The sequence below is a fragment of the Intrasporangium sp. genome (assembly GCF_035688975.1).
Classification (GTDB): domain Bacteria; phylum Actinomycetota; class Actinomycetes; order Actinomycetales; family Dermatophilaceae; genus CALMNV01.
Genome location: NZ_DASSMH010000062.1, coordinates 1 through 19,858, shown reverse-complemented (window position 1 = coordinate 19,858; position 19,858 = coordinate 1). Strand labels below are relative to the sequence as shown.

At 69.0% G+C, this 19,858-nt stretch carries 21 protein-coding genes and 1 tRNA gene; 7 read left to right on the top strand and 15 right to left on the bottom strand.

Annotation, left to right across the window (positions count from 1 at the left end; all coding sequences use genetic code 11):
- Window positions 1-81: 81 nt before the first annotated feature.
- The 3 genes from VFJ94_RS06430 to VFJ94_RS06420 all read left to right on the top strand — a co-directional run bounded on the left by VFJ94_RS06430 (window position 82) and on the right by VFJ94_RS06420 (window position 1,869).
- On the top strand, window positions 82-339 hold the full coding sequence (locus VFJ94_RS06430; protein WP_325003370.1) for a type II toxin-antitoxin system prevent-host-death family antitoxin: 258 nt from the start codon (window positions 82-84) through the stop codon (window positions 337-339).
- Between the two features lies 1 nt (window position 340).
- The gene (locus VFJ94_RS06425; RefSeq protein WP_325003369.1) at window positions 341-598 is read left to right on the top strand and encodes a Txe/YoeB family addiction module toxin; all 258 of its coding nucleotides are present in this window, start codon (window positions 341-343) and stop codon (window positions 596-598) included.
- A 284-nt stretch (window positions 599-882) separates the two neighbouring features.
- On the top strand, window positions 883-1,869 hold the full coding sequence (locus VFJ94_RS06420; protein WP_325003368.1) for an NAD(P)/FAD-dependent oxidoreductase: 987 nt from the start codon (window positions 883-885) through the stop codon (window positions 1,867-1,869).
- Window positions 1,870-1,894: 25 nt separating this feature from the next.
- On the opposite strand, the gene VFJ94_RS06415 is transcribed toward VFJ94_RS06420, so the two are convergent.
- The 10 genes from VFJ94_RS06415 to VFJ94_RS06370 all read right to left on the bottom strand — a co-directional run bounded on the left by VFJ94_RS06415 (window position 1,895) and on the right by VFJ94_RS06370 (window position 13,090).
- On the bottom strand, window positions 1,895-2,758 hold the full coding sequence (locus tag VFJ94_RS06415; protein ID WP_325003367.1) for a sugar phosphate isomerase/epimerase family protein: 864 nt from the start codon (window positions 2,756-2,758) through the stop codon (window positions 1,895-1,897).
- The gene (locus VFJ94_RS06410; RefSeq protein ID WP_325003366.1) at window positions 2,755-3,774 is read right to left on the bottom strand and encodes a Gfo/Idh/MocA family oxidoreductase; all 1,020 of its coding nucleotides are present in this window, start codon (window positions 3,772-3,774) and stop codon (window positions 2,755-2,757) included. Before VFJ94_RS06410 ends, VFJ94_RS06415 begins: the two co-directional genes overlap by 4 nt.
- A gap of 7 nt (window positions 3,775-3,781) precedes the next feature.
- On the bottom strand, window positions 3,782-4,708 hold the full coding sequence (locus VFJ94_RS06405; RefSeq protein WP_325003365.1) for a sugar phosphate isomerase/epimerase: 927 nt from the start codon (window positions 4,706-4,708) through the stop codon (window positions 3,782-3,784).
- Window positions 4,705-5,709, bottom strand: coding sequence for a Gfo/Idh/MocA family protein (locus VFJ94_RS06400; RefSeq protein WP_325003364.1), 1,005 nt, complete (start codon window positions 5,707-5,709; stop codon window positions 4,705-4,707). Before VFJ94_RS06400 ends, VFJ94_RS06405 begins: the two co-directional genes overlap by 4 nt.
- A 51-nt stretch (window positions 5,710-5,760) precedes the next feature.
- Window positions 5,761-6,540, bottom strand: a complete 780-nt coding sequence (locus tag VFJ94_RS06395) for an SDR family oxidoreductase (protein WP_325003363.1) — start codon at window positions 6,538-6,540, stop codon at window positions 5,761-5,763.
- A complete protein-coding gene (locus VFJ94_RS06390) occupies window positions 6,537-7,517 on the bottom strand; it encodes an NAD(P)-dependent oxidoreductase (protein WP_325003362.1) in 981 nt (326 codons plus the stop codon). The genes VFJ94_RS06395 and VFJ94_RS06390 overlap by 4 nt, the downstream gene beginning before the upstream one ends.
- Complete coding sequence (locus VFJ94_RS06385) at window positions 7,510-8,760, bottom strand: Gfo/Idh/MocA family oxidoreductase (RefSeq protein WP_325003361.1); 1,251 nt, start codon at window positions 8,758-8,760, stop codon at window positions 7,510-7,512. The genes VFJ94_RS06390 and VFJ94_RS06385 overlap by 8 nt, the downstream gene beginning before the upstream one ends.
- A 26-nt stretch (window positions 8,761-8,786) precedes the next feature.
- Window positions 8,787-9,584 (bottom strand): HpcH/HpaI aldolase family protein, encoded by a 798-nt coding sequence (locus VFJ94_RS06380; RefSeq protein WP_325003360.1) that lies wholly within the window; start codon window positions 9,582-9,584, stop codon window positions 8,787-8,789.
- A complete protein-coding gene (gene iolD / locus VFJ94_RS06375) occupies window positions 9,581-11,551 on the bottom strand; it encodes a 3D-(3,5/4)-trihydroxycyclohexane-1,2-dione acylhydrolase (decyclizing) (protein WP_325003359.1) in 1,971 nt (656 codons plus the stop codon). The genes VFJ94_RS06380 and iolD overlap by 4 nt, the downstream gene beginning before the upstream one ends.
- Before the next feature lie 108 nt (window positions 11,552-11,659).
- The gene (locus tag VFJ94_RS06370; RefSeq protein WP_325003358.1) at window positions 11,660-13,090 is read right to left on the bottom strand and encodes an aldehyde dehydrogenase family protein; all 1,431 of its coding nucleotides are present in this window, start codon (window positions 13,088-13,090) and stop codon (window positions 11,660-11,662) included.
- 219 nt (window positions 13,091-13,309) lie between these two features.
- Between VFJ94_RS06370 and VFJ94_RS06365 the strand changes: the two genes are divergently transcribed.
- Window positions 13,310-14,341 (top strand): LacI family DNA-binding transcriptional regulator, encoded by a 1,032-nt coding sequence (locus VFJ94_RS06365; protein WP_325003357.1) that lies wholly within the window; start codon window positions 13,310-13,312, stop codon window positions 14,339-14,341.
- Window positions 14,342-14,393: 52 nt separating this feature from the next.
- Here VFJ94_RS06365 and VFJ94_RS06360 read toward each other — a convergent pair whose 3' ends face one another.
- From VFJ94_RS06360 to VFJ94_RS06350, 3 genes are all read right to left on the bottom strand, one after another.
- Window positions 14,394-14,720, bottom strand: coding sequence for a hypothetical protein (locus tag VFJ94_RS06360; RefSeq protein ID WP_325003356.1), 327 nt, complete (start codon window positions 14,718-14,720; stop codon window positions 14,394-14,396).
- 349 nt (window positions 14,721-15,069) lie between these two features.
- Window positions 15,070-15,561 (bottom strand): hypothetical protein, encoded by a 492-nt coding sequence (locus VFJ94_RS06355; RefSeq protein ID WP_325003355.1) that lies wholly within the window; start codon window positions 15,559-15,561, stop codon window positions 15,070-15,072.
- A gap of 342 nt (window positions 15,562-15,903) precedes the next feature.
- Window positions 15,904-17,097 (bottom strand): hypothetical protein, encoded by a 1,194-nt coding sequence (locus tag VFJ94_RS06350; protein WP_325003354.1) that lies wholly within the window; start codon window positions 17,095-17,097, stop codon window positions 15,904-15,906.
- A 112-nt stretch (window positions 17,098-17,209) separates the two neighbouring features.
- On the opposite strand from VFJ94_RS06350, the gene VFJ94_RS06345 reads away from it, so the two are divergent.
- From VFJ94_RS06345 to VFJ94_RS06335, 3 genes are all read left to right on the top strand, one after another.
- Window positions 17,210-17,593 (top strand): antitoxin Xre/MbcA/ParS toxin-binding domain-containing protein, encoded by a 384-nt coding sequence (locus VFJ94_RS06345; RefSeq protein ID WP_325003353.1) that lies wholly within the window; start codon window positions 17,210-17,212, stop codon window positions 17,591-17,593.
- Window position 17,594: 1 nt separating this feature from the next.
- The gene (locus VFJ94_RS06340; protein ID WP_325003352.1) at window positions 17,595-18,212 is read left to right on the top strand and encodes an RES domain-containing protein; all 618 of its coding nucleotides are present in this window, start codon (window positions 17,595-17,597) and stop codon (window positions 18,210-18,212) included.
- Window positions 18,213-18,395: 183 nt separating this feature from the next.
- Window positions 18,396-18,524: a hypothetical protein gene (locus tag VFJ94_RS06335; RefSeq protein WP_325003351.1), complete on the top strand. Its 129-nt coding sequence runs from the start codon at window positions 18,396-18,398 to the stop codon at window positions 18,522-18,524.
- A 108-nt stretch (window positions 18,525-18,632) separates the two neighbouring features.
- On the opposite strand, the gene VFJ94_RS06330 is transcribed toward VFJ94_RS06335, so the two are convergent.
- Together VFJ94_RS06330 and VFJ94_RS06325 are read right to left on the bottom strand one after the other, a co-directional pair.
- Window positions 18,633-18,709 (bottom strand) — tRNA-Phe (locus VFJ94_RS06330).
- A 176-nt stretch (window positions 18,710-18,885) separates the two neighbouring features.
- Window positions 18,886-19,858, bottom strand: a 973-nt coding sequence (locus VFJ94_RS06325; RefSeq protein ID WP_325003350.1) for a magnesium transporter CorA family protein, incomplete at its 5' end; no start/stop codon positions are given.

The window sequence follows — 19,858 nt, the reverse complement described above, 5'->3', positions numbered from 1 at the left end:
CGGCCGACCAGTGAATCGCCAGCGAGGGGCCATTGCGGTGCGTCGCGTCCTGACGTACATTTTTCCGTACAGGAGGTCGCCATGAAGACGATGAGCTACACAGAGTCCCGGGCCCGCTACGCCGAGGTACTCGACGGCGTCGTGAACGACCGCGAGGAAGTCATTGTCACCCGCGCGGGGCACGAGCCGGTCGTCATCGTCTCCCTCGAGGACTACGAGTCTCTTCGCGAGACGGCATACCTGATGCGTTCACCGGCCAATGCGCGACGCCTTCTTGATGCCATGGAACGTCTGGAGGCTGGTCGCGGCGACGCGCACGACCTGGTCGAGACCGACTGACGTGCTGCTCGTCTGGGACGAGAACGCTTGGGAGGACTACCTCTGGTGGCAGGCACAGGACCGCAGGGTCCTCAAGAGGATCAACCTGCTCCTGACCGACATCCAGCGCAACGGGAACGAGGGCATCGGTAAACCCGAGGCGCTCAAGCATGACTTCGCAGGCTACTGGTCCCGGCGGATCACCGATGAACACCGCCTCGTGTACAAGGCTTCTGCCGACCAGGTCAGAATCGCCGCCTGCCGCTACCACTACGGCTAACGGCGCCTCGTCTTTCCGACAAGCGTGTGGCGTCTTGGCTGCCTGCGAGACGGTCGTCAGGCCGAACCTGGCCCAAGACCCGTCCGGGCTACGAGCGGGTCGTCCAGGCTGCCCGTCAGCGCCTGCAGCGCTGGCGGCACAGGTGACGCGCGACCCAGCCGCCTCGATGACCCACCTCCGGGCAGGCAACGGTGCGAAGGCACGAGGTCGAGGCCGCGTCGGTCACTGGGACGCGTTCACCCTGAGGGCCGAACAGGTCCCACTACTTTTCAGGAACAGCAACAATGATTGCACCGCCCTCCGGACGGGGTCACAGTGCTCGCATGCACACCTACGACGTCCTGGTCATCGGCGGCGGAGCTGCCGGCCTCTCCGCCGCCCTGGTCCTGTCCCGGGCACGTCGCACCGTCCTGGTCGTAGACGGGGGCGCCCCACGCAACGCGCCCGCCGCCCACATGCACGGGTTCCTGTCCCGCGACGGCATGCCACCAGCCGAGCTGCTCGCGGCGGGCCGGGCTGAGGTGACCGGCTACGGCGCCACCATCACCGCCGGTACCGTGAGCCAGCTGTTCCCCTGCGGGCCGGCGGGCTTCCAGGCCCTCCTCGACAACGGGCACCGGGTCAAGGCGCGCAAGGTCCTGGTCACCACCGGCTTGCGCGACGAACTGCCTGAGGTCCCCGGCCTCGCCGAACGGTGGGCCAAGGACGTCCTGCACTGCCCGTACTGCCACGGCTGGGAGGTGCGGGACCAGCAACTCGCAGTGTTGTGGAATGGTCCCGAGAGCGTTCGGTACGCCCAGATCGTGCGGCAGTGGACACGCGACCTGGTGCTGTTCGTCCCCGAGAGCACGCTGACCGCGGCGGAGCGTTCCCAGTTGGTCGTCAGGGCCATCGGCATCATCGAGGGCTGCGTTGAACGCGTGGTCGTCGAGGGCGGCAAGCTGACCGCGATTGCCATGGCCGACGGCCGCACCGTCCCCCGGCAAGCCTTGTTCGTGCCGCCTCGCTTCGTACCCAACCACGCCCTGCTGGCCGATGTCGGCTGCGACCTCGACGAGCACGGCTGGGTCGTCACCGGACCCAACGGCGCCACCAGCCTTCCGGGCCTGTGGGTCGCCGGGAACGTGGCGAACCCTCGCGCCCAGGTCATCACCGCCGCAGGAGAAGGGTCAGCCGCAGCCATCGCCATCAACACCGACCTCGTCGAGGACGACGTGAGCACCGCAGTCCTGCACTTCGACAGTGAGGATGTGAGGGCTGGCTCCGCCTGACCCCTCGTCCCGGCGACCGCTTCAGCTACGTGGCGCGGTCCAGCACGGTGCGGGCGCTCTCGGCGGCCCGGGCGAGCGCCTGCTCGACGGGCGTGGACCGGTGTTCCTCGGACAGGATCTCCACGCCCCAGGGCCCGTTCCACCCGGCGGTCCGCAGCGCCGTGATCATGCCCGTGAGGTCGAATGTGCCCTCGCCGCAGTACCGCCGGCGATGGACGGTGTCCTCGAAGAGCGTCCCGACCACGTCCTCGTCGGCGTCGTCCAGCTCCACGCCGATGATGCGGTGCAGTGGCACCGACGCGAGGTCGGCCGTTGGCGTGTGCGCCCGCGCGATGTGCCAGGTGTCGATGACGACACCCCCCGCTTCGTGGCCCGCGTCCTCGACGAGCCGCAGCCCGTCGTGCAGCGTCTTGATGTTCGACCACGGGAAGAACTCGATCCCCAGTCGGGCACCGACGTCGTGCGCCTGGGCCGCGAGCTCGGCGAACTTCTCGGCCCAGTGCCCGCGGTCCCATGGGGCGTCGTCGCCGTCGGGGGTGACCTTGAGGTGACGGGCGCCGAGGGCTTCGGCGGCCTCAAGCATGGTGTGCCGCACGCGTTCTGACTCCTGTCGGTGGGCTCCGTCGTCCCACCAGTACGGGATCCCCTCGAGCTCGAGGTGGACGATCCCGTTGTCGGCGAGCATCGTGCGGATCCCGCCGAGTCCGTATGCCGCGACGGCGGCCGGGAGGTCGTCCGACAGCAGCCCGAAGCCCGAGAAGCCGGCCGACGACGCGGCCTCGATCCGTTCGCGCAGGGTCAGCGGGCTGCGCAGGTCGGGCCGGTCGGACGCGGCGTCGCCTGCGCTGGTCCAGCAGGTCGCCATCAGCTCGTCGGTGTTCGTCGTCATCGGTGGTCACTCTCGGCGTCGCTGTGGGCCGGCCGCGGGTGCAGGCCGACTGCTTCGTAGCACTGGTCGATCAGGCGCATCGTCTTGACGGCATCCGTCGCGTCGGTGCGGGCACGCACGCCGGTGCGCACCGCTCTGGTGAAGGCCTCGAGCTGGTAGGTGTAGGAGGAGCGTCTGCCCAGGTGCTCGGTGCGGCTGCCCGTGCGGGTGGTGACGACGAGCCGGTCGTCGTGGTGCGGGTTGACGAAGTCCTTGATGACCGCTTCCCCGGAGGTGCCGACCAGGCGGTGACTCATCTGGTGGTGGTCGCTGGCCATGTTGCAACCGGCGGTGCCGGTGACGCCGCTCGGAAACTGCAGCTCGGCGGTCAGCCACTCGTCGACGCCGGGGCTGCCTTGCCGTTCGCCCCCGGTGGCGCTGACCAGCTCGGGTTCGCCCCCGGCGAACGGGGCCAGGATGCGCATGGAGTGCAGGCTGTAGCAGCCGAGGTCCATGAGGGCACCTCCGGCCAGCTCCAGGGACCAGCGGGGGTCACCGGCGTCGGGGGCCGGCATGTCCATCACCGTCTCGACGTGCCGCAGCTCACCGAGCTCGCCGCTGGCGAGGATGGCGTGGAGTCGCTCCACCAGCGGGTGCCAGAGGTAGTGGAACCCCTCGAAGAACTGCCGGTCGGTGCCGTTGGCCGCAGCCGCGACCGCCTCCGCCTCCGCCGCGTTGCTGGCCGACGGCTTCTCGGTGAAGACGTGCTTGCCCGCCGCGAGTGCGGCCAGGTTCCACGGCGCGTGCAGGCTGTTGGCCAACGGGTTGTAGACGGCCTCCACGTCGGGGTCGTTGATGACGTCGAGGTAGGACTCGTGCACCTTCTCGACGCCGTGGGCCTCGGCGAACGTGGCGGCGCGCGCGCGGTCGCGGGCCGCCACGGCCACCAGCCGGGTGCCGGTGGTCTTCGCGGGCTTGACGATGGCCAGGTCGGTGATGCGGGCGGCTCCGAGGAGGCCCAACCTCAGGGGTTCCATGTGTCCCTCACTCGGGTGCCGACGAGGCGCTGATCAGGGTGCGCACGTGGTCGGCGCTGATCCGTACGTCGTGCACCGGCCCCTCGCCACGAGGCTCCTCGGTGAGGATGGTGTCCTGCTCCAGGGTGTACCACCCGTCGTAGCCATTGCCCTGAAGCGTCGTCACGATGGCGGCGACGTCGACGTCCCCGGTGCCCAGGGGCCGGTACATCCCTTGGGCGACCGCCTCGGTGTAGGTGAGCCGGCCGGCGCGAACCTTCTGCGCGATGCTGTTGTCCACGTCCTTGAGGTGGGTGTGGGCGACGCGGTCCGGCGACTGTCGGGTCAGCTCGGCCGGGTCGGTCCCCCCGATCAGCAGGTGCCCGGTGTCGAGGCACAGGGCGATGGAGGATCCCTCCAGGACCCGCTGGACCTCGGGCCCGGACTCGACCATGGTGCCGACGTGCGGGTGGAGCACCGCGCGCACCCCGTGCTCTGCCGCCAGGCGGGTGATCCGGTCCAGGTTGTCCAGCAGTCGCCGCCAGCCGTCCTCGTCCAGGGTCGGCCGGGCGTCGTAGCCGTCGAGCCCCGAGACCGCGGACAGCACGAGCACCTCGGCATGGGTGGCGTCGTAGCCGGTGAGGATCCGGCTGATCTCGGGCAGCGGGTCGTGACCGGGCTGGTGCATCAGCACCGGCGTGAAGCCACCGACCGCGGTCAGCTGGTGGGCCGCGAGCACCGTGGCCATCTGCTGGGGGTCAGCCGGGAGGAAGCCGTCCGGACCGAGCTCGGTGGCGGACAGGCCCACGTCCTGCATCTCGGCGAGCACGCGCTGCGGGGTCAGCTGGTAGCCCCAGTTCGGCACCTCGCAGACTCCCCAGGAGATGGGTGCGCCGGCGATCCTGCTCTGGGTGGTGGCCGCAGGGGGACCTGCGGGCTGGGTGGGGTCGGTCATGGCTGTCTTACCTCGTCGATCTGCACGGGACGGTGCTCTTTCAGGGACAGGGTGGCGGCCTCTGCGATGAAGGCAACGGCCAGGGCGTCATCGACGGTGCACGGCGACTTGCGCTGCCCCGCAACGACTTCGGTGAACACCTCGAGCTCGGCGTAGAAGGCGCTGGTGAGCCGGTCCATGAAGAAGGTGGCCGGTGGGCCCGCCGGCCAGGTGACTCCCGGCTCGAGGTTGCGCAGGGGAGTGGTGTCGCTCCAGCCAGCGGCAACGCTGTCATCGGTGCCGTGCAGCTCCAGTCGGACGTCGTAGCCGCGCGCGTTGTACCGGGTGTTCGACACCACGGCAGTGGCACCGTCGTCGAAGGTCAGCACCGTGGCAGCTGTCGCGACGTCGCCGAACTCGGCGAAGAAGTCGGCACCCTTGGCGCTCCCCGTGGCGTAGACCTCCACCACCTCGCGGCCGGTGACCCACCTGACGGTGTCGAAGTCGTGCACGCTGCAGTCCCGGAAGATCCCGCCGGAGGTCTCGATGTACTCGCGGGGGGCGGGCGCAGGGTCCAAGGTGGTGGACCGCACCGTGTGGACCCAGCCGAGCTCCCCGGTTGCCACCGCGGCCCGGGCCGCGCTGAACGCGGGGTCGAAGCGGCGCGGGTAGCCGACCTGCACCGGTATGCCGCTGTCGGTGACGTATCGGGCGATGAGCGCCGCTTCCGCGAGGTCGCCGGACAGCGGCTTCTCGCAGAACACCGGGATTCCTGCGTCGACCCCGGCCCTGATCAGCTGCGTGTGAGCGTTGGTGGCGGCGGCGATGACGATGGCGTCGACCCCGCTGCCGATGAGGCTCTCGGGGGTGTCGGCCACCTGCGCACCGACCCGTTCCGCGACCGCTTTGGTCGTGGCGGGGACGGCATCCGTGACGACGAGCGAGTCGACGGCGGGGAGTCGGGACAAGGTGTCGGCGTGAAACGAGCCGATCCTGCCGAGACCGATCAGGCCAAGGCGCATGGTGTTCTCCTCAATGGGGCTGGGGGCAGAGAATGGTGAGTACGGGTTCGATCAGCCGAGGCCGCCGATGACGTTCTGGTCCCAGTCGATGACCGACCCGGTGACCACGCCGCTGCGGTCGGAGAGCAGGAAGACGACGAAGTCGGCGATCTCGTCGACCTGTCCGAGCTTGCCCATGGGGAGCCCTGCCGCGGCCTGCTGCTGCCAGTCGTGGCCGGCGCCGTGCGTCTGCTGCTGGGTGATGTTCTCGCCCTCGGTGGCCGACCACCCCATGTTGAGGCCGTTGATCCTGATCCGGTCCCAGCGGTGGGCGTGGGCGGCATTCTTCGTCAGTCCCGCCAGTCCCGCCTTCGCCGCAACATACGGCGCCAGAAACGCCTGGCCGCCGTGGGAGTCGATGGAGATGACGTTGACGATGGTGCCTGGTTCGCCCCGGTGCTTCATGTCGGTGATCGCGGCCTGCATGAGGAAGAACGGCGCTCGGAGGTTCACCGCGATGTGCTGGTCGAACAGCTCGGGCGTGGTGTCCAGCATCGTGCCCCGGGTGGTGAGCCCGGCTGCGTTGACCAGACAGTCGATTCGCCCGTGCCGCTCGACGGTCGCCGCGACCGGGGCCTGAGCCTGCGCCACGTCGCCGATGTCGGCGCGGACGAAGTGCGCGTCGGCACCGGTGTCCCGCAGCTGCGCGGCAACCGCCTCGCCGCGGTCGGTGTTGCGGCCGGACAGGACCAGGCTGGCGCCCTCGCGGGCGGCGGCCCGGGCGATGCCGGCGCCGAGGCCCTGCGTGCCGCCGCTGACCAGCACGACCTTGCCTGTGAGCAGGTCCTTCATGTCGTCTCCAGAGAGGTGATCGTCGGGGTTGCCGGCTGCTCCCAGCCGGGGTTTGCGACCGCGGCGGGCTTGCGGCCGGCGAGCACATCGAGGATGCCCTGCGCTGCATCGACGAACGTGGCTGCGGTGCCCCGCCGGCTCAACCCCATCAGATGGGGGGTGAGCACGACGTCGGGGTGGTCGAAGATCGGGTGATGCTCCGGAGGCTCGGGGTCGAAGACGTCGAGTCCCACCCCGCCGAGTCGGCCGTCCCGCAACGCGGCATACGCCGCATCGAGGTCGAGAAGTCCGCCGCGACCGCAGTTGACCAGGATGGCTCCGGGCTTGACGTGACGCAGCAGCTCGGGCCCGACTAGGTGGTGGGTCGACTCGAGCAGCGGCAGGTGCAGGGTGATCACATCGCTGCGGCCGACCAGGTCTCGCAGGTCCGCGCCGCGGACCTCGGCCGGGGGTTCGCTGCCGGGGTCGTAGGCCAGGACCTTCATGCCGAGCGCGGTGCCCAGGAACGCCGCCCGCTGCCCGATGCGGCCATAGCCGACCACCCCGAGCACCGAGCCGGCGAGGTCACCGACGGAGACGCTGCCGCGGGCCTCCCAGTGGCCTGATCGCACCAGGGTGGTGAGGCGTCCGAGGCGTTTCACCAGATGCAGGGCCATGGCGATGGCGCCCTCGGCGACCGCGGTGGTGCCGGCGCCCGGGGTGATGACCACGGCGATGCCTCGGGCGGTGGCGGCGTCAAGATCGACCCGTTCGACGCCCACTCCGGTGCGCGCCACGACCCGCAGGTTCGGGGTGCGAGCCAGCAGCTCGTGGTCGACGAGGGCATCGGCCCGGGCGATGGCGCCCTGCGCCTGTGCCAGATCCGCGTCGGTCGGGTCCGCGACGAACCGGCAGTGCCCACCGAGGACCGGGCCCACCAGGTCCGGGTCGACGGGGCCGAGGCCGACCACCACCGGCAGATCGGCGACGTCAGGCATGGCTGACCACCGGGTGCCGGTCGTGACCGAAGGTGGCCCCCGGAACCGGCGGGACGTGGTGCCACTGCCCGTCTATGGCTGACGCCGCTGCGGCAGCGATGACCTCGGCGTCGGCGAGCGCCTCCTCGATGGTGGAGTTGCGCTGCTCCCCGCCGGTGACGGCGACGAGGAACTTCTTGGCCTCGATCACCTTGAGGTCGTCGTAGCCCAGGCTGTTGCCCGGGCCCGGTTGGAACGCGGCGTAGTCGCCCTGGGACGCGTTGCCCAGGATGGTGGCGTACCCCTGGTTGGGGCCCGTGCGGCCCAGGGCCAGCTTGAGCTCGTTCATCCGCTCGAAGTTCCAGGACGCGGATCCCTCGGTGCCGTAGACCTCGAACGCCAGCCCGCACTGGGGGCCGACGATGACCCGGGAGGCCTCGAGGGTGCCGACGGCGCCGGCGCCGGGTGAGTCCGCGGAGAACCGCACCAGGGCTGCCGCGTAGTCGTCGTTCTCCACGTCACCGAGCTCGCCGTCCTCGATCACGGCGAAGTGAGTGGCCTGGCCCATCGGCAGGATCGGGCGCTGCTGGTGCACCGTGGAGAGCAGCCCGCTGACGTCGCTGATCGGGCCGACGACGTACTGCATCAGGTCGACGACGTGGCTGAGCAGGTCACCGAGAGCACCGCTGCCCGCGAGGTCCTTCTTGAAGCGCCAGGACAGCGCGCCGTTGGGCTCAGAGGCGTACCCGTTGAAGAACACTGCTCGGACGTTGGTGATGCGGCCCAGCTCGCCGTTCGCGATCAGCTCGCGGATGCGTTCCACCGCGGGTGCGTGCCGGTAGTTGTAGCCGATGGAGGTCGTCACACCTGCCGCGGCGGCGGCCGCGGCGACCGCGGCGGTGTCGTCCGCATCGCGACCGACGGGCTTCTCGATCCAGAAGGGCTTTCCGGCCTGGGCCGCGGCGATACCGATCTCGCGGTGCAGCAGGTTCGGTGCGCAGATGGAGACCACGTCGACGTCGGGGTCGGCGAGCACGGCGCGGTAGTCGGTGCTGCCCTTGTCGTAGCCCAGGACGTCGCGGGCGTAGTCGACCCGGTCAGGGGCGGTGTCGGCGGCATGCACCAGACGCGGCCGGATGTTCAGCTCGGGATACACCAGCGGCACGGCCTGGTAGGCGCGGCTGTGCAGCTTGCCCATCCAGCCGACGCTGATGAGGCCCACACCCAGCTCGGTGATGCCCTTGTCGGTGACGCGTCCAACCATGACGATGTGCCTTCTTCCAGAGGAGTTCAGTGGAGGGGGTGCGGCTGGCGGGCCTGGCCCAGCGCCGCGCGGGCGGCCGCCGCGAGGAGGGTGGAGTCGGAGCCGATGGCCACGAAGCTCCAGCCCTGTTCGAGGCGTTGAGCCGCGGCTGCGCCGTCGTTGACGAGCAGGCCGCAGACCTTGCCGTGGCGCTGGCCGGCAGCCAGCACGCTCTCGATGGCCTCGACGAAGGCCGGGGCGGTGGTGTCCCCGGGGACCCCGAGGTCGTGGCTGAGATCCCGAGGGCCGACGAAGAGCACGTCGACACCGTCGAGACCGGCGATCTCGTCGGCGGCCGCGACCGCGGCAGCCGACTCGATCTGGGCGACGACGAGGATCTCCTCGTCGGCCCGGTCCAGGGCGCCGGGGTCGAGTCCGAACCGGCAGGCGCGGTTGTAGGTGGCCACCCCACGGTCGCCGCGGGGCGGGAACCGCAGATGGGTCAGCGCCTGGCTGACCTGCAGCGCATTGTCCATGCGGGGCAACATGACCCCGGCGGCGCCGCCGTCCAGCACCCGGCCCATCCGGATCCGGGCATCGGTCTCGACCCGGACCACTGTGGGCACCCCGTACGCGCCGGCCGCGGGGACGACGTCGCGGACCTGCTCCTCGCCGCCTGCGCCGTGCTCCAGGTCGAGCAGCAGCCAGTCGAAGCCGGCGGCGGCGCAGACCTCGGCGGTTACTGCGGATGCGGTGCCGAGGAAGGTGCCCACGGTGGCGTCCCCGTTGCGCACCGCCCGGGCCAGGGCTCCGCCGTTCAGCGGGCTCGGAGGCGTGGGGCTCACCCGAACCACCGCTGTGTCCTGCGGTCGTGCTCGTACTCGGCGCGCAGCGGCGGGACCGTGGCGACCTCGGAGACCTCGGCCGGGGCGACGTCCCACCACACCCCCGCGCCGGGGAGGTCGGCGTGCGGGATGACCTGGACCACGATGACGACGGTGCCCTGGTGCCCGCGGGTGTCGTCCAGGGCCTGGCGCAGAGCGTCGGCGGTGTCGGCCCGCAACGCGGTGGCGCCCAGGCCGGCGGCGACCTGCGCCAGGTCGACGGACAGGTAGTCGCCGCCCAGGCGTGCCGCCGCCTGCACCTCGGCGGCGTCGGCCAGCTCCAGCGGCCGCGTGCGGTAGCGGAACTCGTTGCCGAACTCGCGGCCGCTGCGGAACATCTGCAACCGGTGGATCACCTGGTACCCGTGGTTCTCGGGGATCACCACGGTGATGGGCAGGCCCTCCTGCGCCGCGGTGACCAGCTCGGTGGGTGCCATGAGGAACGTCCCGTCGCCCAGGAAGGCGGTGACCCGGGCCGAGGGGTCGGGGTGCGCCATCCGGACCCCCATCGCCGCGGGGATCTCGTAGCCCATGCAGGAGAACCCGAACTCCAGGTGGCAGGTCCGTCCGCCGGTGGCGTCCCACACCTTCTGCAGGTCGCCGGGCGGGCCGCCGGCCGCAGCGACGATGACGTCACCGGGACGGGCGTGTTCCTGCAGGACACCGATGACCTGACCTTGGGTCAGGACGGCGTCCGTCGTGGTGACGACATCGGAATCGGCGTCGACCGCCGCCTTGTCGAACAACTGGTCAGGGTCAAGTGCGTCCGCCCGCTCGATCGCCCACGCGTCGGCAAGTTCCTCGACCCGGGACCGCCACTGCGGGTCGGCCGGCACGCCGAGCCGGGTGATCGACTCGGTGAGGGCGGCGAGGCCGCGCTTGGCGTCGCTGACGATGCCGGTGGCGCCCAGCCGGTCGGCGTCGTGCACGTTGACGTTGATGCTGGCGAAGCGCACCTCCGGGTTGGCGAAGATCGAGTGCGAGCCGGTGGCGAAGTCGGTCAACCGGGACCCGACCGTGAGCACCACGTCGGCCTCGTTCGCCAGGGTGTTGGTGGCCGGACTTCCTTCCAGCCCAATGCCGCCGACCTGCCACCACGCGGCCGTCTGCACCGCGCCCTTGCCGCCGAAGGTCTCGGCGACAGGCGCCCCGATAGCGGCGGCGAGCCCCTCGAGCTCGGCGGTGGCGTCGGAGTAGATCACCCCACCACCGGCGATGATGATGGGCTTCTTCGCCGAGGCGAGCAGCGCTGCGACCGCGGCGACCTCGTCGGCGTCCGGGGCGGGTCGACGGATCACCCAGTCCCGCTCGGTGAAGAACGCGGCTGGGAAGTCATAGGCGTGAGACTGCACGTCCTGCGGCAGGGACAGCACCACGGCGCCGGTCTCGACCGGGTCGACCAGGGTGCGGATCGCGGCCGGCAACGCGGTCAGCAGTTGCTCGGGGCGGGTGATCCGGTCGAAGAACCGGCTGATCGGCCGGAAGATGTCGTTGACGGTCAGGTCGGCACCGACCGGGTGCTGCAGCTGCTGCAGCACCGGTCCCTGATGGCGGGTGGCATAGGTGTCACCCGGCAGCAGCAGCACCGGGAGCCGGTTCACGGTGGCGAGCGCGGCGCCGGTCGCCAGGTTCGTCGCGCCGGGACCGATCGACGCGGTCACGGCAAGGGTGGCGCGTCGACGGGAGTGCTTGGCGTAGCCGACCGCCGCGTGCACCAGGGCTTGTTCGTTGCGGCCCTGGATGAACGGCATCGTCTCGTTCAGCTGGTCCAGCGCCTGACCCAGGCCGGCCACGTTGCCGTGACCGAAGATGCCAAGGGTGGCGGGGATCAGTCGGCGGCGCTGGCCGTCGGCGACGGAGTACTGCCGGGACAGGTAGGTCACCACGGCCTGTGCGACGGTCAGTCGGATGGTGGGTGCTGCGGTCATCGTCCGGGCTCTTTCTGGGGGAAGGATTTCGGGCAGAACGGGAGGCGGCTGGAGACCGCCACGGTCGCGGCCAGAGGCGCCAGATTCGTTTGGGGTCAGGCTCGTCCGCTACCAGGGACGGCCGTGCAGGATGACCGTCTTCACATCGGTCATCTCGGCGACCGCGGAACGCGGGCCCTCCTTGCCGATGCCGCTGCCCTTCAAGCCGCCGTAGGGCATGAGGTCGGCGCGCCAGAGCGGGGTCCAGTTGATATGGATGGTGCCGGCGTCGATCTCCCGGATGGCCCGCACCGCACCAGAGACGTCCGAGGTGAAGATCCCGGCGCCCAGCCCGTATGCCGTGCCGTTGGCCTGCGCGATCGCGGACTGCCAGTCCGCTGCCGTCGACACCGCGACCGCAGGCCCGAACAGCTCCTCCTGGCTGAACGGCGAGTCGGGGTCGACATCGGAGACCACCGCTGGGGTCATGACGGCGCCGTCGCGCTCTCCACCGGTCAGGAGGGTGGCCCCATCCTGCACGGCGGCGTGGATCGCGCGTTCGACCCGTTCGGCCTCCTGCGGGGTGATCAGGGTGCCCATGCGGGTCTCGGCGGAACCGGGGTTCCCGGTGCTGATCTGCTGCACTCGCGGGACCAGGGCGTCGAGGAAGTCGCCGGCGATCTTCGGGTGGGTGATCACTCGCTGCACGGAGATGCACACCTGCCCTGCGTTGACGAACCCTCCGAGAGCGACCGCGGCGGCGGCGGCCTCGATGTCCGCGTCGGGCAACACGACCACCGGGCAGGAAGCGCCCAGCTCGAGGGAGAGCTTCTTCACCCCGGCCCGCTGAGTGATGCGCGTGCCCGTGGCCGTCGATCCCGTGAACGAGATCTTGTCCACCCTGGGGTCCGCGACCAGGGCGTCGCCGAGCTCTCCGCCGGCGCCGGTCAGCACCGACAGGACACCCTCGGGAAGGCCGGCGTCGAGGAAGCACGCCGCGAGCGCGAGAGCCGTCAGCGGTGTGGTGCGCGCCGGCTTGAGCACCACGGCGTTCCCGGCCGCCAGGGCCGGCGCGACCTTGTGCAGCACCAGCAGGGAGGGGTAGTTGAACGGAGTGATCGCCACGACCACCCCGACCGGCTGGCGGACCGTGAAGCCCACCTTGTCGAACCCGGTTCCCGGGTTGGCGTCCAGCGGCAAGGAGTCGCCGTAGAGCTGGGTGCCCTCGAACGCCGCCAGGCGGATCAGCTCACCCGAGCGGGACGCCTCACCGCGCGCCTCGGTGATGGCCTTGCCGGCCTCCGCGCTGATGGTCAGCGCGATCGCCTCGGCCCGCTCGTCAGCCAGGGCAGCAGCCTTCAACAGGATCTGCATCCGCTGATGGGCCGGGGTGCGCCGCCACGTCTTGGCCCCCTCGGCTGCCGCGGCGAGCGCGGCGTCGACATCCTCAAGTCCCGCCAGGGAAACGGACTCGACGACCGACCCGTCGAAGGGCGACGTCACATCCTCACGACGGCCCGACGCGGCCTCGGCCCACTGGCCACCGATCAACAGCTTCACGCTGGACTCCATCCGTCGTCGTTGAGGGCGGACCAGCTGGGCTGTTCACTCGCACGAGGCCGGTCACGTGGTCTCAGCGTGACGGGTGGCGCTGCCGCCGGTCAAGCGGTGGGCAACCATCAAAAACCCATCAAGATCAGGCCGCGGTCGAGGCAACCTAGGAGCGTGCCGGGCAGGAACGCGTCGCGCCACCCCTCAGCAATCCGTCATGATGGGTGTATGCCGCACCCATATCCGATCCGGGAGATCGCTCGCCAGTCCGGCCTCAGCGAGGCGACGGTCGACCGCGTCCTGAACAAGCGGCCCGGTGTGCGGTCCAGCACCGCGGCAAACGTCGCGCAGGCCATCGCCGATCTCGACCGGCAGCGCAGCCAGCTTCGGCTCACCGGCCGCACGTTTCTCGTCGACCTCGTCATGCAGACGCCTGACCGGTTCTCCGCCGCCGTCAAGGCCGCGCTGGAACTGGAGCTGCCCATGCTCCGGCCGGCGGTGGTGAGGTCGAGGTTCGACTTCCGGGAGACGGCGCGCCCGGGCGAGCTGGCCAAGGCTCTCGAGGGGATCCGCCAACGCGGATCCATGGGAGTCATCCTCAAGGCCCCGGACGAGCCGGAGATCATCGACGCGATCGGACGGCTGCATGACGCTGGGATTCCGGTCGTCACCCTGGTCACCGACATTCCCCTCAGCCAACGTGTCGCCTACGTGGGCATCGACAACCGCGCGGCCGGTGCGACCGCGGCATACCTCCTCGACCAGTGGCTCACGAATGACCACGACGCGATCCTGATGGCGTTGAGCCGCAGTGCTTTTCGCGGTGAGGAAGAGCGCGAGATGGGCTTCCGGACAACGATGCGAGAGCGAGCACGTGGACGCACACTGGTCGAAACCACCGACACCGACGGCCTCGACGTGGCCGTGCGCAACCAGACCGTTTCCATCCTGCGCCAGCATCCCGACATTGCCGCGGTCTACTCCATCGGGGGCGGAAACAGGGCCATTCTTGACGCCTTCGACTTCGTGGACCGTGAGTGCCGAGCCTTCATCGCGCACGATCTGGACCGAGACAACCTGTCACTGATCCAGGACCGGAAGATCACCGCCGTGCTGCACCACGACCTTCGTCAGGACATGCGTCGAGCCTGTCAGGTGATCATGCAGGCGAGCGGCGCCATCGACGGACCTATCGAATCGATCCCGTCTCAGATCAATGTCATCACTCCGTACAACGTTCCGTCTCAGCCCCTTCACTAGGGCTCCCGGATATGCGCGCCCGTGGCCTTGGGTCGGATCGAGCGCGCACTCGTCAGTCGTGATCGTTACACCCTTGGGCCTTCGCGGCGAGATAGTAGTCCGCGGCGTCAAGCAAGTACTGGACCTCGTCGGTGTCGTGGTAGATCTGGAGGGCGACCGCCGACAGCGTGTACAACCCGGCGCACGACATGGCCACGGAGGCGGAACTGTCGGACGCCAATTCCCCGCCGTACTCGGCCTTCCGGCGTTCCAAGAACTCGGCGTCAATCATCCGCCTGGCGTCTCGCGACGCCTCTGGTCCCGCGCGCCGCACCTCGTCGAGAATCGCTTTCAGATGGGGCTTGAGCGCATCCACGCGCAATCCAGGCGCCTCGTTCATGGTCGCCACCTCAGTTCATGGCTAGACGGAGAGCACGCCTCGTGCTCCTGTCGAGCATGACGGTGGTCACGGGGCGTGACAAGAGCCAGCCGTGGCGCTCGAGTGGAGGTGGTCAGGTCAGGGCGAGCGAAGGTAGCGTCAGGCACGTCGAGGTCTTCCAGATGGGCGGTGTAGGAACCTTGATCTTCCGGAGACCTCGACCGCTACAAAGGCACCGACGCTCGGAGGCCCGCTACACCCTCAACTGTGATGAGCCAGAAAACCTCAGTGGTTTGAGCCTAAGCGACCGCCCGCGATCCGCGCAGAATGTGGCAAATAAGTGCATACGTGCGCCGGCGCTCGGACTCGGCTAACCGAATACAAGCCCCGCACCACACCGGCTCATGACGCAGTCCGTCATGGTGATGCCTCCCAGACTGGTCGCGCGCGGGCCAAACGACATGCCAGTTCCGCCGACTTCAAGAGCCACCTCCGCCGTGATCAGGGGAAAACGGAGTTCGCTGTCGAGTCGGAGCGCGACAGGATGCGCAGCACCCAGCCTCTGCGGGTCAGCCCACTCGCGGAAGCAAACCGACACGTCATCGCCGTTGCTATATCGCACTCGCAGGCTCGAGCCGCTCGGTGGGCTTTCGACGTCGCTTGGTTTTCCCTGAATGATCCAGTCGTTACGGACGAGCAGGGTTCGCGGCTCCCCGGACGTGGTTGGCATGTCAAGGTTCAGGAGCATCCGGTTGTTGTCGTCGCGCTCGAACCAGATGAGTGGCTTTCCTCTGAAGACCACCATGTTTGGCGTCTCGTAGTAGTAGTTGGCCCCGATGACCGCGAGGACGTCCTCCCGCATCCACTCGAACCGGCCTGCACGACTCTCGCGCGCAGGATGCCTTGCGCCTTTAGTTCGCGCACCTGATCGACCGTCCAGGCATGTGCCTTGGCATGGTGTGTTGCACAAAGCGCAATCATTCGAGTCGGGTCATGGTGGTGCTGAACGCTCCACGGCGGATCGAAGTGGTGGTACTCGAGGTATGGGTTCGCGCAATCCTCCACCGGGCAGCCGAATCCGACCTCCTGACGTAATGCACATCGCACCGCTGTGGGAGGCGTCCGCGGAATCGGAGCAGCTGTCATGCGATCAGCATGCCACCGATCGGTGCGTTGTCCGGGCGACCATTCCGGAGGCGGGAGCTCATGCAGCCGGTCGACGCGAGATGGTACGACGTCTGTTGTCGGCGACTGTGAGGACTGCGCGAAGGGTTTCGGTCGGCACCTTGACGTTGAGTCCAGCGCGTTCGGCGTACTTGTTCACCCGCTCCGCAAGGTCGAGCCGAGCTTCGGCGTCGGCGGCGACCTGTTGCCATCTCCACGCCGGCGACGCTGGCGCCGACACCCGGGTCAGCGCCCCACGTCGAGCCCTGATCGCGTGGCTTCGCATGTCACTCAGGAGGGCATCTCTGCCCTGTGGGCAGCACGAGAAGTTCGTGCAGGTCAGTTCGGCCGCGAGGCGGTGGTTTGCGATAACGGCTTCGACGTAGCGCTTGGGCAGGCTCCGTCCGAGCGCAGACAGGTACACGGGCCGCGGTCCGAACCCGGATGGAGGCCGCCGGTGCTGGCTCATCGAGGAGGGAAGGTCGCAGCGCTCACGCCATCCGATGCCGCACTCGTATCCGAGGGCGCCGCCGGCCACCGCGGCCTCACCGAGGACGCCCTGCTGCCACGCGATGACGGGGGCAAGCTTGGCTATGCGCCGGATCGTGGCGATCATCGTGACCAGCCGGGCATCGGGGTGTACCCCGGCGTCGACCTTGGAGGCAGCCAAGGCCACCTCCGTGGGAGCTACGCGCTTCAGCGTGCGAAGGAGGCGGGCCAGTCCTTCCGGCCATGTCGTGCGGTCGAGGAGCCGCCAGCCCAGGGCTATGACGGCGATAGCTGGCAGCCGCAGCCCTTGTTTCCTTATGTGTTCGGCGGAGGCGTTCCAGAGCGCCCGCTGCACCTGTATCCAGCCGCGGTCGACTCTCTCGATGTGCACGTACGGGAGGACGATCGCGGTGGCGTCGTGCTCCACCTGGTAATCGATTACAGCGGCGGCCAGGTCGGCGGCCGCCTTCGGGCGCATCAAGTCGGCCGGCGTCAGGATGTGGCCTTGTGCGAACGGCAGTGATGCCCACGGGTCGGCCGGGTGCTGGTAGTCCTGCAGGTAGTGCGTCTGGGGATCGATGATGAACGGGATTCCGGCCGCCAGCGCGACAGCTCTGATCCGTGGCTGCGCTTTCGCAACGTGCGCATCGACGACCACCCGGTCGGGGCGCGCCTCGTTGTCCTGCAACACGCGTTCGATCAGCGCAGCATCCTGCGTTCCGACCCGGATCAGCAGTTCAGCCATGTCCATGCCTCCGTCTGATGCACTACCCAGGAGTAGCGTAACATTGTAGGCAACTCAAGCGGCAAGTACCTTGGTAGTTGACACGAAGGATCGGAGGCATAGTATCTGCAGCATGGTGAACCGCGCGGAGATCAAGCAGACGGCAAGCCCGCATATGGCTAAGCAAGACAATGTGTCGTTCATGAGGCTGGTCGACGACGTCACCGAGACGGTGATCCCGCGGAGTGACTTCGCCCTGGCTGTGGGCGCGTCCGAGCGGACGGTCCAGAACTGGTCGAGCGGTCAAACCAAGCCCCGCGGGGACGCGGTCAGGCGCGTCCTTGATCTGGTGTACCTGGTGGGCGAACTGCGCGAGGTGTATACCGACGAGGGCATCCACATCTGGCTCCAGTCGCGCAACCGCAACCTGAACGGTCGGCGGCCGCTCGACCTGCTCGGTGCCGGCCAGATCGATGAGGTCCTCGAAGAGGTTCAGCGCATAGTTGGGGGCATGTGACATGGACGGCCTTGCCGCTCGCCTGGCGGAGCTGGAGCGCTCCTGCGAACGCGGCGAGTGGCAACGCCACGTGGCAACGTCTTACGCCGCAAGAGCCCTCGAGGGCCGACAGGCCAACGGGCGATGGGGAACCAAATGCGGGTTCCCAGTCCTCTACCTCGGACGCCCAACGGCGTCCGTTGTCGTGGAGGCCTACCGCCACCTGGTCGACCCCATCGAGTTCGACTCCGTAGACGACCGAGAACGATTCCTGGCCGCGCTCCAGCCACGCACTCTGGTGACATGCTCGCTCGACGTCAACAATCTGCTTGACCTGCGTCCAGCCGGAGCGCGCGCCCGCGCTGGGCTCACCATCCAGGACCTCACCTCACCCACGAATGACCCCCAGGCTTACGCCAAGTGCCAACAGGTCGCGCTCGTCGCGCACCAGCTGCGTCATCACGGCATCGTGGCTCCGGCTGCGACAGGCATCGGCGAGACGATTGCTCTGTTCATGGACGTGCTGCCGGCCGCCCAACATCCCGTCGCATTGGGCGAACCTCAGGTGTGGAGTCGGCTGCCTGCCGACCCTCGCCGACCCAGCAAGCCAGCGCTGAGAGTCGTCCGACCAGAGGCCTAGAGCGCTTTCTGGGCGGTGTCCGAGTTCCCGGGGCAGGTCAGCGACAAAGCGCCTCTCTTATCCCAGGGGACGGCCCGACCCGGGCCGTAGCTGGAATCCGCCCGGGGCAGGCTCAGCCCGAGCCGCGGCCGCGGTTCCACGACCTGCGCCCATACGTGCGTCACTTGCTGCTCAACGAGGGGGGTGGCCCCGCACATCGTCCAGGAGATCGCCGGCCACAGTGCCATCGACGTCACGATAACCATCTACGCGCACACCTCGCTGGAGGAGAAGCGCAAGGCAATGGGCCTGCTCAGGGAGCGTCTGGCATGACACTTTTCGGCCCCGCTGTCCGCCCCGCGTTGGTGTCAATTACTTGTGTCAACGACCCTCTGGATGCACGACCGCAGGCCGCGCAAAGCGCTGACCTGCGGTTTTGGGTGGTGGCCAGGGGCGGGGTCGAACCGCCGACCTTCCGATTTTCAGTCGGACGCTCGTACCAACTGAGCTACCTGGCCGGGCACAACTCGTGGAACTATAGCGGACCCCCGCGCGGAATCCCCAACCGGCCGGGGCGGCCACGCCAGCCCAAAGTCGGCCCCCCACGGACCGCTCCCGCGAGAGGGGCGCCGCCACCGACAGCCGCGTCCCCGTGGGCACCACGACCGAAGAGGAAGTGGACGGCATACGGCCTCTAGATCCAGCCCCGGCGCCGAAACACCGCATACAGCCCGATCGACATCCCGACGATCAGCACGACGCTCAGCCACAGGCCGGCGGGCTGCTGGAAACCGGGATAGGGCACGTTCTGGCCGAACCAGCCGGTGACCGCGGTCGGCACGGCGATGATGGCGGCCCACGCGGCGAGCTGCTTCATGATGGAGTTGAGGCGGGCGTCCTGGAGCGAGAGGTTCGTCTCGAAGATCGAGGTCACCATGTCGCGCAGCGACTCGGTCCACTCCGAGGCTCGCAGCACGTGGTCGTAGAGGTCGTCGAACCACCCGTCGAGCTCGCTGCCGGTCGGAGGGTGGTGGCGCAGCATCCCGTTGACGAGCTCACGCATCGGCAGCACGACCCGGCGCAGCGCGACGATGTCCTTGCGCACCCGGTAGACCCGCCGCAGGAAGCCCCGCCCCGTGCGGCGCTCCTCGAAGAGCACGTCCTCCAGGCTCTCGATCTCGTCGTCGAAGCACTGGATCGTCTCGAAGTGCCCGTCGACGACAGCGTCGAGCAGGCCGTGCACGAGCGCGACGGGGCCATGGCGCAGCAGGTCGGCGTTGTCCTCCCAGGACCGCTGCACCCGCTCGATGGGGAACGCCGCGTCGCGGATCGTGATGAGCGCACTGGGCAGCACGAAGCCGGAGATCCGGCTGAGCTCGAGCCGGTCCCCGCCGTCCGGAGGCGCGGTGCCGTCGCGCAGGGAGGTTGCGTATGCCGTGAAGAAGACGTGCTCGCCGTGACGGGAGACCTTGGGCCGCTCATGCAGGGCCAGGGCATCCTCGACCTCGGTCGCTTGCAGCGAGAACTCCTGCGCCACCCACGCGATGTGGTCCTTGTCGGCCTCCTCGAGGTCGAGCCACACGAGGGTCTCCGGGTCCCGCAGCGCGGCGGAGAGCGTCTCGTGAGAGGCCGGCGCCGACGTTGCCGCGCCGTCCCGGAAGATGGTG

Bases quoted from the DNA above. Each gene is read 5' to 3' on its own strand.
- VFJ94_RS06365 (WP_325003357.1), top strand. From the start codon at position 13,310: ATGCCGCACCCATATCCGATCCGGGAGATCGCTCGCCAGTCCGGCCTC.
- VFJ94_RS06385 (WP_325003361.1), bottom strand. From the start codon at position 8,760: ATGGTTGGACGCGTCACCGACAAGGGCATCACCGAGCTGGGTGTGGGC.
- VFJ94_RS06400 (WP_325003364.1), bottom strand. From the start codon at position 5,709: ATGCGCCTTGGCCTGATCGGTCTCGGCAGGATCGGCTCGTTTCACGCC.
- VFJ94_RS06410 (WP_325003366.1), bottom strand. From the start codon at position 3,774: ATGGAACCCCTGAGGTTGGGCCTCCTCGGAGCCGCCCGCATCACCGAC.
- VFJ94_RS06390 (WP_325003362.1), bottom strand. From the start codon at position 7,517: ATGCCTGACGTCGCCGATCTGCCGGTGGTGGTCGGCCTCGGCCCCGTC.
- VFJ94_RS06350 (WP_325003354.1), bottom strand. From the start codon at position 17,097: ATGGCTGAACTGCTGATCCGGGTCGGAACGCAGGATGCTGCGCTGATC.
- VFJ94_RS06360 (WP_325003356.1), bottom strand. From the start codon at position 14,720: ATGAACGAGGCGCCTGGATTGCGCGTGGATGCGCTCAAGCCCCATCTG.
- VFJ94_RS06355 (WP_325003355.1), bottom strand. From the start codon at position 15,561: ATGCGGGAGGACGTCCTCGCGGTCATCGGGGCCAACTACTACTACGAG.
- VFJ94_RS06415 (WP_325003367.1), bottom strand. From the start codon at position 2,758: ATGACGACGAACACCGACGAGCTGATGGCGACCTGCTGGACCAGCGCA.
- VFJ94_RS06345 (WP_325003353.1), top strand. From the start codon at position 17,210: ATGGTGAACCGCGCGGAGATCAAGCAGACGGCAAGCCCGCATATGGCT.
- VFJ94_RS06395 (WP_325003363.1), bottom strand. From the start codon at position 6,540: ATGAAGGACCTGCTCACAGGCAAGGTCGTGCTGGTCAGCGGCGGCACG.
- VFJ94_RS06420 (WP_325003368.1), top strand. From the start codon at position 883: ATGATTGCACCGCCCTCCGGACGGGGTCACAGTGCTCGCATGCACACC.
- VFJ94_RS06430 (WP_325003370.1), top strand. From the start codon at position 82: ATGAAGACGATGAGCTACACAGAGTCCCGGGCCCGCTACGCCGAGGTA.
- VFJ94_RS06405 (WP_325003365.1), bottom strand. From the start codon at position 4,708: ATGACCGACCCCACCCAGCCCGCAGGTCCCCCTGCGGCCACCACCCAG.
- iolD (WP_325003359.1), bottom strand. From the start codon at position 11,551: ATGACCGCAGCACCCACCATCCGACTGACCGTCGCACAGGCCGTGGTG.
- VFJ94_RS06340 (WP_325003352.1), top strand. From the start codon at position 17,595: ATGGACGGCCTTGCCGCTCGCCTGGCGGAGCTGGAGCGCTCCTGCGAA.